This is a genomic window from Bacillus mycoides, from assembly GCF_018742245.1.
In the GTDB taxonomy this organism is placed as follows: Bacteria; Bacillota; Bacilli; order Bacillales; family Bacillaceae_G; genus Bacillus_A; species Bacillus_A cereus_U.
This window is the reverse complement of the sequence record NZ_CP036132.1, coordinates 5010919-5024979: the sequence shown is the minus strand read 5'-3', so window position 1 is coordinate 5024979 and position 14061 is coordinate 5010919. Positions and strand designations below refer to the sequence as shown.

The window sequence follows — 14061 nt, the reverse complement described above, 5'->3', positions numbered from 1 at the left end:
AGGGAAGTTTGTGAAAATAAAAGTATTGTTAGTTGATGATCACACAGTTGTTTTAAAAGGATTGGCATTTTTTCTGAGTACACAGGAAGATTTAGAGTTAGTTGGAGAAGCAAATAATGGGAAAGAAGCATTAGTGAAAGTAGGAGAAACAAATCCTGATGTTGTATTAATGGATTTATACATGCCCGAAATGGATGGCGTTGAGGCGACGGCATGTATCAAAAAAGAATATCCGAATGTGAAAGTAATTGTATTAACTAGTTTTTCTGATCAGGCACATGTTTTACCAGCATTAAAGGCGGGAGCAAGCGGGTATATTCTAAAAGATGTAGAACCAGATCAACTTGTTGAAGCGATTCGCAGTGCGTACAAAGGGAATATACAACTACATCCAGATATAGCAAACGCGCTTCTTTCCCAAACATTACCAGAGGAAGAGAAAGAAGAGGAACACTTCATTCATGTAGACGTATTAACAGCTAGGGAAAATGAAGTGTTACAACTGTTAGCAAAAGGGATGAGCAATAAAGAAATTGCTTCTGTTTTAGTTATTACAGAAAAAACGGTAAAAGCTCATATGAGTAGTATTTTGAGTAAGTTACATTTATCCGATCGCACACAAGCAGCATTATATGCAGTGAAAAATGGAATTGTATAAGACGAAAGTCGTAAGACCTAGTCCGCCTTTAGAAGGTGGACTTTTTTTATGGAAAAATACGTCTATGTGAGGACGAAATTGTCTTGATATAAAGATAAAATATATTTGTAAGCAACAACAATTACAAGGGAGTACCCTTTTTTCGTAAGTAATATATAACAACATAAGAGTGAGTAGTAGGAGGAAAAGAATCATGGCAACAGTTTTATTTGTAAAAGCAAACAACCGCCCAGCGGAACAAGCAGTTAGTGTGAAATTATACGAGGCATTTTTAGCAAACTATAAAGAAGCACATCCAAATGATACAGTAGTAGAACTTGATTTATATAAAGAAGAATTACCATATGTAGGCGTAGATATGATTAATGGTACATTCAAAGCAAGTAGAGGATTTGATTTAACAGAAGAAGAAGCAAAAGTGGTAGCAGTAGCTGATAAGTATTTAAATCAATTCTTAGAAGCTGATAAAGTAGTTTTCGGTTTCCCATTATGGAACTTAACGATTCCGGCCGTATTACACACGTATATTGATTACTTAAACCGCGCTGGTAAAACGTTTAAATATACACCAGAAGGTCCAGTTGGGCTTATTGGAGATAAGAAGATTGCTTTATTAAATGCACGCGGCGGCGTATATTCTGAAGGTCCAGCAGCTGAAGTAGAAATGGCTGTTAAATACGTAGCAAGCATGATGGGCTTCTTCGGCGCAACAAACATGGAAACAGTAGTTATCGAAGGACATAACCAATTCCCAGATAAAGCAGAAGAAATCATTACAGCAGGTCTTGAAGAAGCGGCTAAAGTAGCAAGTAAATTTTAATTAAAAACATAATCGTCACTCGAAAAAACAGCATTAACATTTACATGTTAATGCTGTTTTTTTTATATTTTAAGTTCGTCAGCCAGTTTCTCTAATTGAATTCGATTTTGTATGTAATAGGTTCTTCCTTCTTTTTTTAAGTAGTTTTGCTGGCAAAACTGGTTTAATACATATAAAAGATGGCGATAGCTGACGTTTAAGTATTCTGAGGCCTCAGTATGTTTTTCTGTATAGCAATTATTTTGTTCCGTTAATAGAATAAACGCAGCTAATCGATTTTCAAACGGATAACTATAGTTTTTGGCGTAATTTTCCGTTCTGGTAATTGTTTTTTCTCCAATAAATCTGCATAGTTTCTGTAGAAAGGTAGCATCTTGCAATAAAAGATGCTGACAATCTTTAAGGGGAAGCGCTAAGCAAATACAATCTTCAATTACCTCAACCGCTTTCGTAACGGATTCTACGCCAATTAATCCTAATTCCCCAATGAACGAAGGTGCTTGAATAAAGTTAATTAATGAAACCTTTCCGTTTTTGTGACTCATATATATTTTGGCTTTCCCAGAAATTAAGTAATAGAGATAAGGGAGGTCGATTCCCTCATTACAGATCATCTCTTTCTTTTGAAAAGAATGCAGCTCTACATATGGTAAGACATTAAAGGAAAAAAGAGTATGAAATTGGTGAATTTGCATGTGTTGATAAATTTCTTTCTCATTTTTGCTGATTTTCATATTTTCACCCCTGTTTGTAGTATGAGATATCTCCTATTATTTTTACAAGGAAGAATGATACGATTTATGTAAATTTGTTTTTGGAGAAAAGAGAGTGTGAGGGGTTTATGAAAAAATATAAAACATTGCTATTTGATGTAGATGATACGTTACTAGATTTTCAAAAGGCTGAGAAAATCGCTTTACGGATGCTTTTTGAAGAGAAGGGGCTTCTTTTAACCGATGAAATAGAGGATCGTTATAAAAAAATAAATAAAAGCCTTTGGGATTCTTTTGAAAAAGGTGAAATAGCGCGAAATGAAATTATAAATACACGATTTTCCATTTTGTTTAAAGAGTACGGGGAAGAAGTAGATGGAATATTAGTCGAAAATAATTATCGCAGCTACTTAGAAGAAGGAAACCAACTCATGCAAGGTGCGTTTGAATTTATAAATCAAATTCAAAGTAAGTACGATTTATATATAGTGACAAACGGTATTTCTAAAACGCAAGATAAACGTTTGCGTAATGCAGGATTACATTCATTGTTTAAAGATATTTTTGTTTCTGAAGACACGGGATTCCAAAAGCCGATGAGAGAGTATTTTGATTATGTTTTTGAACGTATTCCTAACTTCGCTTCTGAAGAAGGGCTTATTATTGGTGATTCGTTAAGCGCCGATATTAAAGGTGGATATGTAGCAGGAATTGATACTTGTTGGTTTAATCCAGAAAAGAAATCAAATGATAGCGAGATTATGCCAACATATGAAGTGCATAATTTTGAAGAATTATACGCACTATTAAAGCAGCATGTGTAACAAAAATAGGCAGTGGAACTTTTATCCCCACTGCCTATTTTTATTAATTTGTAGTTTCGTTATGTTTAGGAAGCGGAAATGCATTGCCAATTGCCGCAGCCCCGAGCATCGGTAATAATAAATTGAGCGGGAAAAACATGAGTAATAGTAATGTTATAGCTATTGGTTTTCTTAATGCATAGCTTGAAATAGCTGTCGTGACGATGGCTACGGAAGATATTGGATCTATAGGCAGAATAGAAGCTATAGCGTATCCGATACTTGATCCAGCAAATATAATGGGGAAAATATGTCCACCGCGCCAACCCGTATTTAAACAAACGGCAGTAATACATAATTTTAAAATTCCTGAAAGAAGTAGTACCCAGAAGGATAAATGGCTCCATTCAACGACTAAATCTTTTAATTGATGTTCCCCTGAAAATAACGTATACGGGAGGAAAGTTCCAGTAACCCCGAGTAAAATACCGCCGATAATTCCAAGTGATACTTTGTATTCCCTGAAGGGGTGGATTAATTTCTCTAATGCGAATTCTAATTTGAAATAAAAGAAACCAACTATAGCACCAATGCTAGCAAGTGGTAGAAAGGCGATCCATTCATTAAGAGCAAGAGACCCTTCTCCGAAATCAACAATAAAGGATCCACGACTATCGAGTTTACTAAGTAATAAGTAAATGGAAAAACCAGCAAAAGTGGTAGCTAAATATACAATTGCTTTTTTTCCTTTAGAAAATTCGTTAATTTGTTCACCCTCATTTTCATTCGGAGCTAAGTAACCAAATAATGGTGCATTAAAAATGACACTTAAAGTAGCACCAATTCCAACCTCTGTTAGTTCATTCATTCCCTTTAAAGCAAATTTAAAGCGATCTCCTACCCATGTACAAAGTCCACCGATAATTCCAACAAGTGCAGCTTCTGGTCCTAAACTAGCTCCAAATATTAAAACGATAATCGCAGTTAAAGTAGCTTTATGTACAAAACTGTATTCAATTCTACCTGTTTGTTTATATTCAGCCATTACTTCCGGCATAAGACGTGGGTATGTGCCGAAGTATTTTTGTGTTAAACCAACGAGGATACCACCGATGATTGTTACACAAATGGTGTAATAAGGAGGAGAAGAGAAAATAGTAGGTAAGTATCCCCAAATAAAGTGAATTCCGATATTTATTGTAACTAAAAATAACCAGACTGTAGCTCCTACTATAGAGCCCAAAAGAAGGCCATATAAGACGAGTATATAGTGCATGTCCTTTTTATTTGTCATGTTGTACCTCCATTATGTAAGTTTTAATGTAGAAAGGATTGAATATGCTAGTGTGAAATGAATTGAATATATATAGTATCTTTTTGAGAGGTTGGCTTATTCAATATATTGAGATCTCATAAAAATTTGAAACCAACGCGGTTAAACCACTTATTTAATTCTATATAGTGATCGGAGTTTTTAAAAGGTCTTTTTCAAATGAATATGGAATATATTTCTTTTGTTGTTTAAATTAAATTCCTTACATTTAATTTAGAACATTCAGAAAAACCATTTGACATTAGGAAATTATTGCTATAAAATCAACGGTAATTGCATAGTCTTATCAAGAAAAGGTGGAGGGACAGGCCCGATGAAACCTTGGCAACAGCCGTATAACGGAATTGTGCCAAATCCTGCAGGTAATAATCCTGAGAGATAAGAAAGAGCCTTAGAGCGTGTCTTCAAACTGCTCCTTTCTTGTTTTCAGGAAAGGAGCAGTTTTTTATTTTGCATTAAAAGAAGGGAGAATGAGAGATGGGGGAATCATGGGGAAAGGGAACGATTTGTGTGCAAGGTGGCTATACGCCAAAAAATGGTGAACCGCGTGTTTTGCCACTTTATCAAAGTACAACGTATAAATACGATACGTCAGATGATTTAGCAGCACTATTTAATTTAGAGGCAGAAGGATATATATATACGCGTATTGGAAATCCTACTCTAGCTGCATTTGAGCAGAAGTTATCAGATTTAGAAGGCGGTGTAGGGGCTGTTGCAACAGCTTCTGGGCAGGCAGCTATTATGCTTGCGGTTTTAAATATTTGCAGTAGTGGAGACCATTTACTTTGTTCTTCAACTGTTTACGGAGGAACGTTTAATTTATTTGGAGTGAGTTTACGCAAGCTTGGCATTGATGTTACGTTCTTTAATCCTAATTTAACGGCAGATGAAATTGCGGCACTTGCTAATGATAAGACAAAACTTGTTTATGCAGAATCGTTAGGAAATCCAGCAATGAACGTTTTGAATTTCAAAGAACTTTCAGCGGCAGCAAAAGAATTAGAAGTACCTTTTATCGTTGATAATACATTGGCGACGCCTTATTTATGCCAGGCATTTGAATATGGGGCAAATATCATTGTCCATTCCACAACGAAATATATTGATGGCCATGCAAGTTCTTTAGGCGGCATTGTAATAGACGGAGGGAACTTCGATTGGACAAATGGAAAATACCCTGAGCTTGTTGAACCGGATCCGAGTTATCACGGTGTAAGCTATGTTCAAAATTTTGGAGCAGCAGCGTATATTGTGAAAGCACGCGTTCAGTTATTAAGAGACTACGGAAACTGTATGAGCCCATTCAATGCATATATTAGCAACATTGGTCTGGAAACATTGCATTTACGAATGGAGCGTCATAGTGAAAATGCTCTCGAAGTTGCTAAGTGGCTTGCTAATCATGATTGCATTGAATGGGTGAATTATCCAGGGTTAGATAGTAATGAAAATTACTCGTTAGCACAAAAGTATTTGAAAAAAGGTGCTAGTGGAGTTTTAACATTTGGTATTAAAGGCGGATTAGAAGCGGCAAAAGAATTTATCGCAAATGTAAAACTCGCAACTCTTGTAACGCATGTAGCTGATGCAAGAACTTGTGTAATACATCCTGCTAGTACGACGCATAGACAATTAAGCGCAGAAAATCAGCGTTTAGCTGGCGTTACATCTGATTTAATCCGTTTATCGGTCGGTATAGAAGATGTTTCTGATATTATTGCAGATTTAGAAGCAGCGCTAGTCGGAGGCAAACAACATGCCGATCATAATTGATAAAGATTTACCAGCTCGCAAAGTATTGCAGAAGGAAAATATTTTTGTAATGACGAAGGAGCGAGCAGCAACACAAGATATACGTGCTTTGAAAATTGCTATATTAAATTTAATGCCTACAAAGCAAGAAACAGAGGCGCAATTACTTCGTTTAATTGGAAATACACCGCTGCAATTAGATGTTCATTTACTTCATATGGAATCGCATCTGTCTCGCAATGTAGCGCAGGACCATTTAACGAGCTTCTATAAAACATTCCGTGATATTGAGAATGAAAAATTTGATGGACTCATTATTACAGGAGCACCAGTTGAAACTCTTTCTTTTGAAGAAGTAGATTATTGGGAAGAGCTTGGACGTATTATGGAGTATTCAAAAACAAATGTAACATCTACGCTTCATATTTGCTGGGGGGCACAAGCTGGTTTGTATTATCACTATGGTGTGCCGAAGTATCCCCTTGCGAAAAAAATGTTTGGTGTATTTGAACATGAGGTTCGCGAGCAACATGTGAAATTGTTACAAGGGTTTGATGAAGTGTTTTTTGCTCCGCATTCTCGTCATACAGAAGTACGAGAGAGCGATATTGAAAAAGTGAAAGAATTAACGTTATTAGCCAATTCTGAAGAAGCGGGTGTTCATCTTGTTATTGGGCAAGAGGGAAGGCAAGTTTTCGCACTGGGACACAGTGAATATAGTTGTGATACGTTAAAGGAAGAATACGAACGGGACCGACAAAAAGGGTTAAATATTGATGTGCCAAAAAATTATTTTAAACATAATAATCCAGATGAGAAGCCACTTGTTAGGTGGAAGAGTCATGGGAATTTATTATTCTCTAATTGGCTGAATTATTACGTGTATCAAGAAACCCCTTATATATTGTAAATAATGATTGTGTAACACGTGGTAGCGTTTTATTTGTAAAGATTAACCCTTATTTTTCCGAATGTTCAAAATACATTGTTTTTCAGATTTTTTGTCTATATAATGGCATCTAAACACAATTTTTGAGGGGTGGACAGTATTATGAAAGAAATTCAAGTTGGGTTATTAGGTCTTGGGACAGTTGGTAGTGGTGTAGTTCGTATTATTACAGATCATCAAGAACGACTTATACACCAAGTAGGTTGTCCAGTGAAAGTAACGAAAGTGTTGGTGCAAAATATTGAGAAAGAGAGAGAGGTAGAGGTACCTTCTACTCTATTAACACAAGATGTGAATGAAATTTTAGATAATCCTAATATTGATGTTGTCATCGAAGTAATGGGCGGCATTGATGATGCGAAAGCATATATTTTACAAGCTCTAAAAGGCGGGAAGCACGTTGTGACTGCAAATAAAGATTTAATGGCGTTACACGGAGCGGAACTCTTAGCGGTAGCAAAAGATAACAAGGCTGATTTATTTTACGAAGCAAGTGTAGCTGGAGGGATTCCAATTTTACGAAGCATCGTAGAAGGACTTTCTTCAGATCTTATTACGAAAGTAATGGGAATTGTAAATGGAACGACAAATTTTATTTTGACGAAAATGTCAGACGAAGGGAGAGCATATAACGACGTGTTAAAAGAGGCTCAGCAGCTTGGATTTGCAGAAGCAGATCCAACATCAGACGTAGAAGGTTTAGATGCGGCAAGAAAAATGACGATTTTGGCTACTCTCGGTTTCTCTACAAATGTAGAGCTTGGAGATGTGAAGGTAAAAGGAATTACTTCTATTACAGCAGAAGATATTGAATATAGTAAGAGCTTAGGCTATACAATTAAATTAATTGGTCTTGCAAAGCGAGATGGCGAGAAATTAGAGGTTACAGTTGAGCCAACTTTACTTCCAAATGCACACCCTCTTGCGGCAGTGCAAAATGAATATAATGCTGTCTATGTGTATGGTGAAGCGGTAGGAGAAACGATGTTTTATGGTCCGGGAGCAGGAAGCTTACCGACAGCGACAGCTGTTGTTTCTGACCTAGTTGCTGTAATGCAAAATATTAGGCTAGGTGTAAACGGAAATAGTGCGGTATCCCCGCAGTATAAAAAGGTACTAAAAGAGTCAGATGAAATTATTGTGAAAAAGTTTTTAAGACTTCATGTGAAAGACGAAATTGGTGTATTTGCAAAAATTACATCATTGTTCTCTGAGCGCGGTGTTAGTTTTGAAAAGATTATTCAAATGCCACTTGAAGAGAAAGGGAAAGCAGAAATCGTAATTGTAACGCATCGTGCTTCTCTTGCGGATTATGAGTACATTCTACATACATTGCAATCGTATGAAGAAATAGATTGTGTGAAAGCAAACTATCGAATTGAAGGAGATGCTAAGTAGTATCTCTTCTAATAAAACGAAAAACCCTATTAAGCGGCTTGCTTAATAGGGTTTTTTCTATTTAAAATCTGCGTACCAACTTGAATAAAAGCTTGAATAATCCAACCTGTTGTAAAGGATAAGATAATTGTTCCAAAATAGATTGGCCCATCTAATAAGAAGCTTAATGTTAAAAATAAAAAAGCTAATGAAATTTCTGTTCTTCTAAATGTCCATTTCTTTTTCTCGGCAACAGTTAAAACAAAAGCCTCTTGAGGTGCTGCGCAAAGGTTTGTAGAGACGTAAAGACCAATTCCGGCTCCGACGAATAGATTTCCGCAAATAAGTGTTATATATTTTGGAAGAGAGCGGATAGCGTCCATAATAGTCGTGATAGAACCAACCCAATCAACAAAAAGGGAAATAAGAATCATCGTTACAATTGTGCCGATTGTAATTTGTTTTTTGTCCCAAAAGAGTACGATCAGGGTAAAAACAAAGTTAATCATGAAAATCCAAAAACCAATACTTATCCCAAAATTTTGATATAGTGCAATAAAGAAGGAATCATAAGGGCTAAGTCCAAAGGAAGTAATTGTCGTCATCATATTAATACCGATGGCGAGAATGAGTAAACCGCCAATGAAAAATATATATTCTAGTTTGAATCGAAGCATAGTTGTATATCCTTTCAAAATGTATTTGCTAGGAAAGGATATACTGTGGAAAGCTTACCAGGTCAAGGGAGAATTTTTGTGAGAAGGGGAAAATGAGATGACTAACATAAGAAAGATTGCTGAACTTGCTGGGGTATCTGTTTCAACTGTTTCACGTGTACTCAATAATCATCCGTATGTGAATGAACAGAAACGAAAAGAGATTTTAGCGATTATTGAAGAATTAAATTATACGCAAAATGTGAATGCTATTCATTTAGTGAAAGGAAAAACGAATGTAATTGGCGTTTTATTGCCGCACGTAAATGATCAATATTACAGTGCCATTATTGGGGGGATATCAAAGGAAACCGCAAAGAACAATTATAATATGATGCTTTGCCAGACAAATTATAGCGAAGAAAAAGAGCTTGAAATTTTACATATGTTAAAAATGAAAAAGCTTGATGGAGTAATTATATGTTCACGGACAAATAGTAAGGAAAAACTTGAAGAGTATACGAAGTTTGGTCCAATTGTGATGTGTGAAGAAATAGATTCGAATTTCATTTCGAGTGTACATATTGATTACTACAAAGTATTTTTGCGCGGGATGAAAAGCTTAATAGATGCTGGTCATACACGTATCGGATATTGCATTGGAAGAAGTAATAGTATTAATAGCCAGAGGCGAAAAAAGGCGTATGAGGATTCACTTCAACAGATTGTTGTAACACCGTTAGATGCCTGGAAGTTTAAAGGCTGTTTTACGGTGGAAGATGGGCGCAATGTAGTCAGGGAATGGGCTAGTATGTCTGTAAAACCGACGGCGTTTCTTGTATCTTGCAATCATATTGCTGCAGGAATGGTAACGGAGGCGAAAAAACAAGGAATTCGTATCCCAGAGGATATTACGATTATCGGATGTGATGATCAAGAGGTAGCAGATATATTAGGTATTACGACGATTTCTCATTCTAGTAAAAATGTTGGTGTAAAGGCATTTGAATTATTATATGAAAAGATTAATGATGAGGAAATAGATGTGAAACATGTAGAGTTATTACCAAATTTGGTAGATAGGGAAACGACATAATAGAGAAGGTGTGAAAATCGCTTTTCGAAAATTCGTTTGGTATAATTATGGACAATCTATAGGGGCTAAAAGGGGTTTTGATATGAGATCAAAATTAGTAAAAGTAATTCTACTCATTACAATTGCATCTTTCTGTTTATTTGCATACGGTTTTGTTTCGGGTGTGAATGATGTATTAAATCCGAAAGCTTCAAAATTAATTACGAAGACTGGCGTAGTGGAAAAAGGGAAAAAGAAAAAGGGAACGTTACAAATAGTTAGTTTAGGTGATTCATTAACGCGCGGCGTTGGTGATAAAGAAGGAATTGGCTATATTGGACGAATGAAAGAAGATTTACAAAAAGATTATAAACAAAAAGTTGCACTAACCAATTTGGCAGTTAGTGGTGCGAAAATGCCCGATTTATTAAAACAAATTGAAAGCAGCGGAGCTCAATATTCAATTAAGCAAGCAGATGTAATTGTTTTAACAATTGGAGGAAATGATTTGTTCCCAGGATGGGAATCGCTCGGGAAAATAGATTTAGAGACGTATCGTCCTGATACGGAAACATTTCAAAATGAGGCAAAGAAAATTATAGAAGAAATTCGTAAATTAAATACAGATAGCCCTATTTTTTGGCTAGGTTTATACAATCCTTTTGAGGATGTAGAAGATTTAAGAGGTTCATCAAATATTGTTGTTGATTGGAATGCCTCTTTAGAGAAGTTAGCATTAAATGATAAAAATGTATATATTACACCGACATTTGATTTATTCCAAAATCGCGGAAAAGATTTACTATACTCCGATCATTTTCATCCGAATGAAGTCGGCTACACATATATGGCAGAGCGATTAGTCCAAAACGTCGTAAGTAAATTAAAACTAGAACAAGGAGGGATAAAATGACGATGATACTTTCCGTACGAGACGTGAAGAAGGTAATTGGAAAGAAGACACTTGTAGAAGACATTTCATTTGATGTAAAACAAGGAGAAGTGTTTGGCTTTTTAGGACCGAACGGAGCCGGGAAAACGACAACAATTCGAATGTTAGTCGGACTGATTAAAGCGACAGAAGGCACTATTTCGATTGGTGGTTATTCTATTAAGGAAAATTTCAGAGAAGCGATGCGTCAAATTGGAAGTATCGTTGAAAACCCAGAGCTTTATACATATTTAACAGGATGGGAAAACTTAAAGCAATTTGCGCGCATGCTTGGTGATATATCAGATGAACGTATTATTGAAATTGCAAAAATGGTTCATTTAGATGAGCGTATTCACGATAAGGTAAAAACATATTCCCTTGGTATGAAGCAGCGCCTTGGAATTGCACAGGCGCTACTTGGAAATCCGAAATTGCTCATATTAGATGAACCGACGAATGGTTTAGATCCAGCTGGGATTAGAGAACTTAGGGAATTTATACATAAGCTTGTAAAAGAAGAAAATATGAGTGTATTTATTTCGAGTCACTTGTTAAGTGAAGTGCAAATGATATGTGACCGTGTGGCTATTATTCATAAAGGAAAAATGATAACAGTTGCACCTATTGAAGAGTTGATCAAAACAGCGAGTGATCGTGTGGAATGGGTCGTTACACCGGTTTCCAAAGCGAAAGACATGTTAGACGCTGCTGAAGAGGTAGAGGAAGTTAGTATAGAAGATGAGCGTTTACTATGTCGTATGGATGTTGCGTCTATTAGTGTTTGGAATAAGCACTTTGTAGAAAACGAGATAGATGTACATAGCGTCAAAGAGCTTGTATTTACGCTAGAAGATTTATTTATTGAACTCACAAGGGGTGAGCAACATGCGTGAATTTGCGAATCTAGTTTTAAATGAATCAGAAAAGATTTATCGTAAGAAACGGATTGTTGTTGTCATGCTTATTTTAGCAATCTTGATTCCGCTTTTTGTGTATGCTCAGTATCGTGAAATAGAAACAACGCAAAAAAGGCTTGGTACGACCGATTGGAAAGTATCATTACAGCAACAAATTGTTGATTCCCAAAACCGCTTGAACAATTCTAGATTGCCAGAAGAATGGCGTGATTGGCTAAAAGTAAGAGTGGAACAGCAACAATATTATTTAGATCATGATATTAATCCGACTGCGCCAGGGGCACCAACATTTGTGAGGGCGTTTATTGAACAAGGAATAACGTTATTTATTCCATTGCTCGTTATGATTGTTGCCATTGATATTGTTTCAGGAGAACGAAGCGATGGTACGATGAAAATGCTTCTGACGAGGCCAATTCGGCGCTGGAAAATACTCCTTAGTAAATATGTGACGATGTTATTTTTCATTTCGCTGATATTGCTTCTTGTCGGTGTGTTTGCTTACGCATTATCAGGGATTGTATTTGGATACTCTGGATGGAACTTACCTGTTTTAACAGGATTCGTCATTGATAAGGAGACATTGAATACGAACTTTGTCCATCTTATTCCGCAGTGGCAATACATTTTAATGGCGTACGGATTAGCTTGGTTTGTTGCCATTGTGGTTGGAACTATATCATTTATGGTTTCTGTTTTAATTCGAAATACACCAGCTGGAATGGGCGTTATGTTAGCTGCGTTAATCGCAGGGGGCATTTTAAGTTCGTTCGCAACGTCTTGGGAAGGTGCGAAATACATTTTTAGTGTCAACTTATCGTTAACGGATTATTTATCAGGAAAACTGCCTGCATTGCAAGGATTATCAATGGGATTTTCTTTAATGAATTTAACGGTTTGGGCAGTAGTATCTCTTATCATTTCATTTGTAGTATTTACAAGGCAGGATATGGTGAATTAATTGGATAGGAAGTGAAGGAATGGAAAACATTTTGCAGAATGATTGGGGACCATTACTGGGGCCGGAATTTGAGAAAGAATACTATCAAGCTTTAGCTAACTTTTTAAAAGAAGAGTATGAGGAGCATGTGATTTATCCAAAGAAAGAAGATATTTTTAACGCTCTTCAGTATACAAGTTATGAAAATACAAAGGTCGTTATTTTAGGACAAGACCCATATCATGGACCGAATCAAGCGCATGGCCTAAGCTTTTCTGTACAACCTGGCATTAAAACGCCGCCGTCATTGTTAAATATGTATAAAGAACTTCGAGATGAATATGGTTATGAAATTCCGAATAACGGTTATTTAGTAAAATGGGCGGAGCAAGGAGTTTTATTATTAAACGCGGTATTGACGGTTCGTCAAGCTGAAGCAAATTCTCATAAAGGAAAAGGATGGGAGCATTTCACAGATCGCGTAATCGAGTTATTAAATAAACGTGAAAAACCAGTTATTTTCATATTGTGGGGACGTCATGCACAGGCGAAGAAGAAGTTAATTACGAATACACATCACTATATTATCGAGTCCGTACATCCAAGTCCATTATCAGCAAGACGTGGCTTCTTTGGAAGTAAGCCGTACTCTAAAGTAAATGAGATTTTATCTAACATGGATGAAAAAGAAATCGATTGGCAAATTCCGAATATATAAACGCAAAAAAGGTAGCTAACAATTGTTAACTACCTTTTTACTATTACTGTTCATTTTTTAGTTTTGCATCTAGTACAAACGTACCAAATGGGATAACTGATGCAACAAGTGCACCAAGTGCCCATAAAATTGTTTTACGGTGTACGATTGTTACTTGAATTACCGCAAAGATGAATAGTACGAATAAAACGCCATGAGCCATACCTGTAATTTTAACAGCTGTTGCAAACCCTGCAAAATATTTTAACGGCATTGCTACAAATAATAGTAATAGGAAAGAAATACCCTCAACTAAGCCGATTGCTCTTAATCGTCCGATCGGTGTAGATAACATGAAATAGCCTCCTTTAACGTATGCTTGTATATAGTAAATTTGTATTCTTTTTCAAAATAAAATAGTCTATTTTGTTTCA

The 14061-nt window shown here is 36.1% G+C and carries 15 protein-coding genes and 1 riboswitch; of the genes, 11 read left to right on the top strand and 4 right to left on the bottom strand.

All coding sequences use genetic code 11. The annotated features are described in order from the left end of the window. Window positions 1-10: 10 nt before the first annotated feature. Window positions 11-658: a response regulator gene (locus EXW56_RS25835; RefSeq protein ID WP_002198722.1), complete on the top strand. Its 648-nt coding sequence runs from the start codon at window positions 11-13 to the stop codon at window positions 656-658. Between the two features lie 193 nt (window positions 659-851). Beyond that, window positions 852-1478 (top strand): FMN-dependent NADH-azoreductase, encoded by a 627-nt coding sequence (locus tag EXW56_RS25830; protein WP_000246731.1) that lies wholly within the window; start codon window positions 852-854, stop codon window positions 1476-1478. Between the two features lie 62 nt (window positions 1479-1540). Here EXW56_RS25830 and EXW56_RS25825 read toward each other — a convergent pair whose 3' ends face one another. Next, window positions 1541-2212: a transcriptional regulator YeiL gene (locus tag EXW56_RS25825; RefSeq protein ID WP_002113146.1), complete on the bottom strand. Its 672-nt coding sequence runs from the start codon at window positions 2210-2212 to the stop codon at window positions 1541-1543. 107 nt (window positions 2213-2319) lie between these two features. On the opposite strand from EXW56_RS25825, the gene EXW56_RS25820 reads away from it, so the two are divergent. Continuing rightward, window positions 2320-3015: a YjjG family noncanonical pyrimidine nucleotidase gene (locus EXW56_RS25820; RefSeq protein ID WP_215597112.1), complete on the top strand. Its 696-nt coding sequence runs from the start codon at window positions 2320-2322 to the stop codon at window positions 3013-3015. Between the two features lie 43 nt (window positions 3016-3058). On the opposite strand, the gene EXW56_RS25815 is transcribed toward EXW56_RS25820, so the two are convergent. Beyond that, window positions 3059-4288 (bottom strand): chloride channel protein, encoded by a 1230-nt coding sequence (locus EXW56_RS25815; protein WP_215597111.1) that lies wholly within the window; start codon window positions 4286-4288, stop codon window positions 3059-3061. 319 nt (window positions 4289-4607) lie between these two features. Next, window positions 4608-4712: riboswitch (SAM riboswitch) on the top strand. A gap of 92 nt (window positions 4713-4804) precedes the next feature. Between EXW56_RS25815 and EXW56_RS25810 the strand changes: the two genes are divergently transcribed. From EXW56_RS25810 to EXW56_RS25800, 3 genes are all read left to right on the top strand, one after another. Then, a complete protein-coding gene (locus EXW56_RS25810) occupies window positions 4805-6103 on the top strand; it encodes a bifunctional O-acetylhomoserine aminocarboxypropyltransferase/cysteine synthase (protein ID WP_002113143.1) in 1299 nt (432 codons plus the stop codon). Next, window positions 6087-6992 (top strand): homoserine O-acetyltransferase MetA, encoded by a 906-nt coding sequence (gene metA / locus EXW56_RS25805; protein ID WP_002198725.1) that lies wholly within the window; start codon window positions 6087-6089, stop codon window positions 6990-6992. The genes EXW56_RS25810 and metA overlap by 17 nt, the downstream gene beginning before the upstream one ends. A gap of 141 nt (window positions 6993-7133) precedes the next feature. Then, on the top strand, window positions 7134-8429 hold the full coding sequence (locus EXW56_RS25800; protein WP_002113141.1) for a homoserine dehydrogenase: 1296 nt from the start codon (window positions 7134-7136) through the stop codon (window positions 8427-8429). A gap of 29 nt (window positions 8430-8458) precedes the next feature. On the opposite strand, the gene EXW56_RS25795 is transcribed toward EXW56_RS25800, so the two are convergent. Beyond that, window positions 8459-9085 (bottom strand): YczE/YyaS/YitT family protein, encoded by a 627-nt coding sequence (locus EXW56_RS25795; protein ID WP_002159723.1) that lies wholly within the window; start codon window positions 9083-9085, stop codon window positions 8459-8461. Window positions 9086-9182: 97 nt separating this feature from the next. Here EXW56_RS25795 and EXW56_RS25790 point away from each other — a divergent pair, with 97 nt between their 5' ends. From EXW56_RS25790 to EXW56_RS25770, 5 genes are read left to right on the top strand one after another with little or no spacing between them, the layout of a single operon-like run. Further along, window positions 9183-10160, top strand: a complete 978-nt coding sequence (locus tag EXW56_RS25790) for a LacI family DNA-binding transcriptional regulator (RefSeq protein WP_002113139.1) — start codon at window positions 9183-9185, stop codon at window positions 10158-10160. 10 nt (window positions 10161-10170) lie between these two features. Then, window positions 10171-11052, top strand: a complete 882-nt coding sequence (locus EXW56_RS25785; protein WP_215597110.1) for an SGNH/GDSL hydrolase family protein — start codon at window positions 10171-10173, stop codon at window positions 11050-11052. Then, window positions 11049-11966, top strand: coding sequence for an ABC transporter ATP-binding protein (locus tag EXW56_RS25780; protein ID WP_002198728.1), 918 nt, complete (start codon window positions 11049-11051; stop codon window positions 11964-11966). Before EXW56_RS25785 ends, EXW56_RS25780 begins: the two co-directional genes overlap by 4 nt. Further along, complete coding sequence (locus EXW56_RS25775) at window positions 11959-12951, top strand: ABC transporter permease (RefSeq protein ID WP_215597109.1); 993 nt, start codon at window positions 11959-11961, stop codon at window positions 12949-12951. The genes EXW56_RS25780 and EXW56_RS25775 overlap by 8 nt, the downstream gene beginning before the upstream one ends. A gap of 19 nt (window positions 12952-12970) precedes the next feature. Continuing rightward, a complete protein-coding gene (locus EXW56_RS25770; RefSeq protein ID WP_215597108.1) occupies window positions 12971-13648 on the top strand; it encodes a uracil-DNA glycosylase in 678 nt (225 codons plus the stop codon). 43 nt (window positions 13649-13691) lie between these two features. Here EXW56_RS25770 and EXW56_RS25765 read toward each other — a convergent pair whose 3' ends face one another. Continuing rightward, a complete protein-coding gene (locus EXW56_RS25765) occupies window positions 13692-13982 on the bottom strand; it encodes a DUF3817 domain-containing protein (RefSeq protein ID WP_002113131.1) in 291 nt (96 codons plus the stop codon). Between the last annotated feature and the right edge of the window lie 79 nt (window positions 13983-14061).

What these genes read in the sequence shown, in the direction of transcription:
- EXW56_RS25830 (WP_000246731.1), top strand. Translation starts at nt 852, where the DNA reads ATGGCAACAGTTTTATTTGTAAAAGCAAACAACCGCCCAGCGGAACAA.
- EXW56_RS25825 (WP_002113146.1), bottom strand. Translation starts at nt 2,212, where the DNA reads ATGAAAATCAGCAAAAATGAGAAAGAAATTTATCAACACATGCAAATT.
- EXW56_RS25820 (WP_215597112.1), top strand. Translation starts at nt 2,320, where the DNA reads ATGAAAAAATATAAAACATTGCTATTTGATGTAGATGATACGTTACTA.
- EXW56_RS25815 (WP_215597111.1), bottom strand. Translation starts at nt 4,288, where the DNA reads ATGACAAATAAAAAGGACATGCACTATATACTCGTCTTATATGGCCTT.
- EXW56_RS25810 (WP_002113143.1), top strand. Translation starts at nt 4,805, where the DNA reads ATGGGGGAATCATGGGGAAAGGGAACGATTTGTGTGCAAGGTGGCTAT.
- metA (WP_002198725.1), top strand. Translation starts at nt 6,087, where the DNA reads ATGCCGATCATAATTGATAAAGATTTACCAGCTCGCAAAGTATTGCAG.
- EXW56_RS25800 (WP_002113141.1), top strand. Translation starts at nt 7,134, where the DNA reads ATGAAAGAAATTCAAGTTGGGTTATTAGGTCTTGGGACAGTTGGTAGT.
- EXW56_RS25795 (WP_002159723.1), bottom strand. Translation starts at nt 9,085, where the DNA reads ATGCTTCGATTCAAACTAGAATATATATTTTTCATTGGCGGTTTACTC.
- EXW56_RS25790 (WP_002113139.1), top strand. Translation starts at nt 9,183, where the DNA reads ATGACTAACATAAGAAAGATTGCTGAACTTGCTGGGGTATCTGTTTCA.
- EXW56_RS25780 (WP_002198728.1), top strand. Translation starts at nt 11,049, where the DNA reads ATGACGATGATACTTTCCGTACGAGACGTGAAGAAGGTAATTGGAAAG.
- EXW56_RS25775 (WP_215597109.1), top strand. Translation starts at nt 11,959, where the DNA reads ATGCGTGAATTTGCGAATCTAGTTTTAAATGAATCAGAAAAGATTTAT.
- EXW56_RS25770 (WP_215597108.1), top strand. Translation starts at nt 12,971, where the DNA reads ATGGAAAACATTTTGCAGAATGATTGGGGACCATTACTGGGGCCGGAA.
- EXW56_RS25765 (WP_002113131.1), bottom strand. Translation starts at nt 13,982, where the DNA reads ATGTTATCTACACCGATCGGACGATTAAGAGCAATCGGCTTAGTTGAG.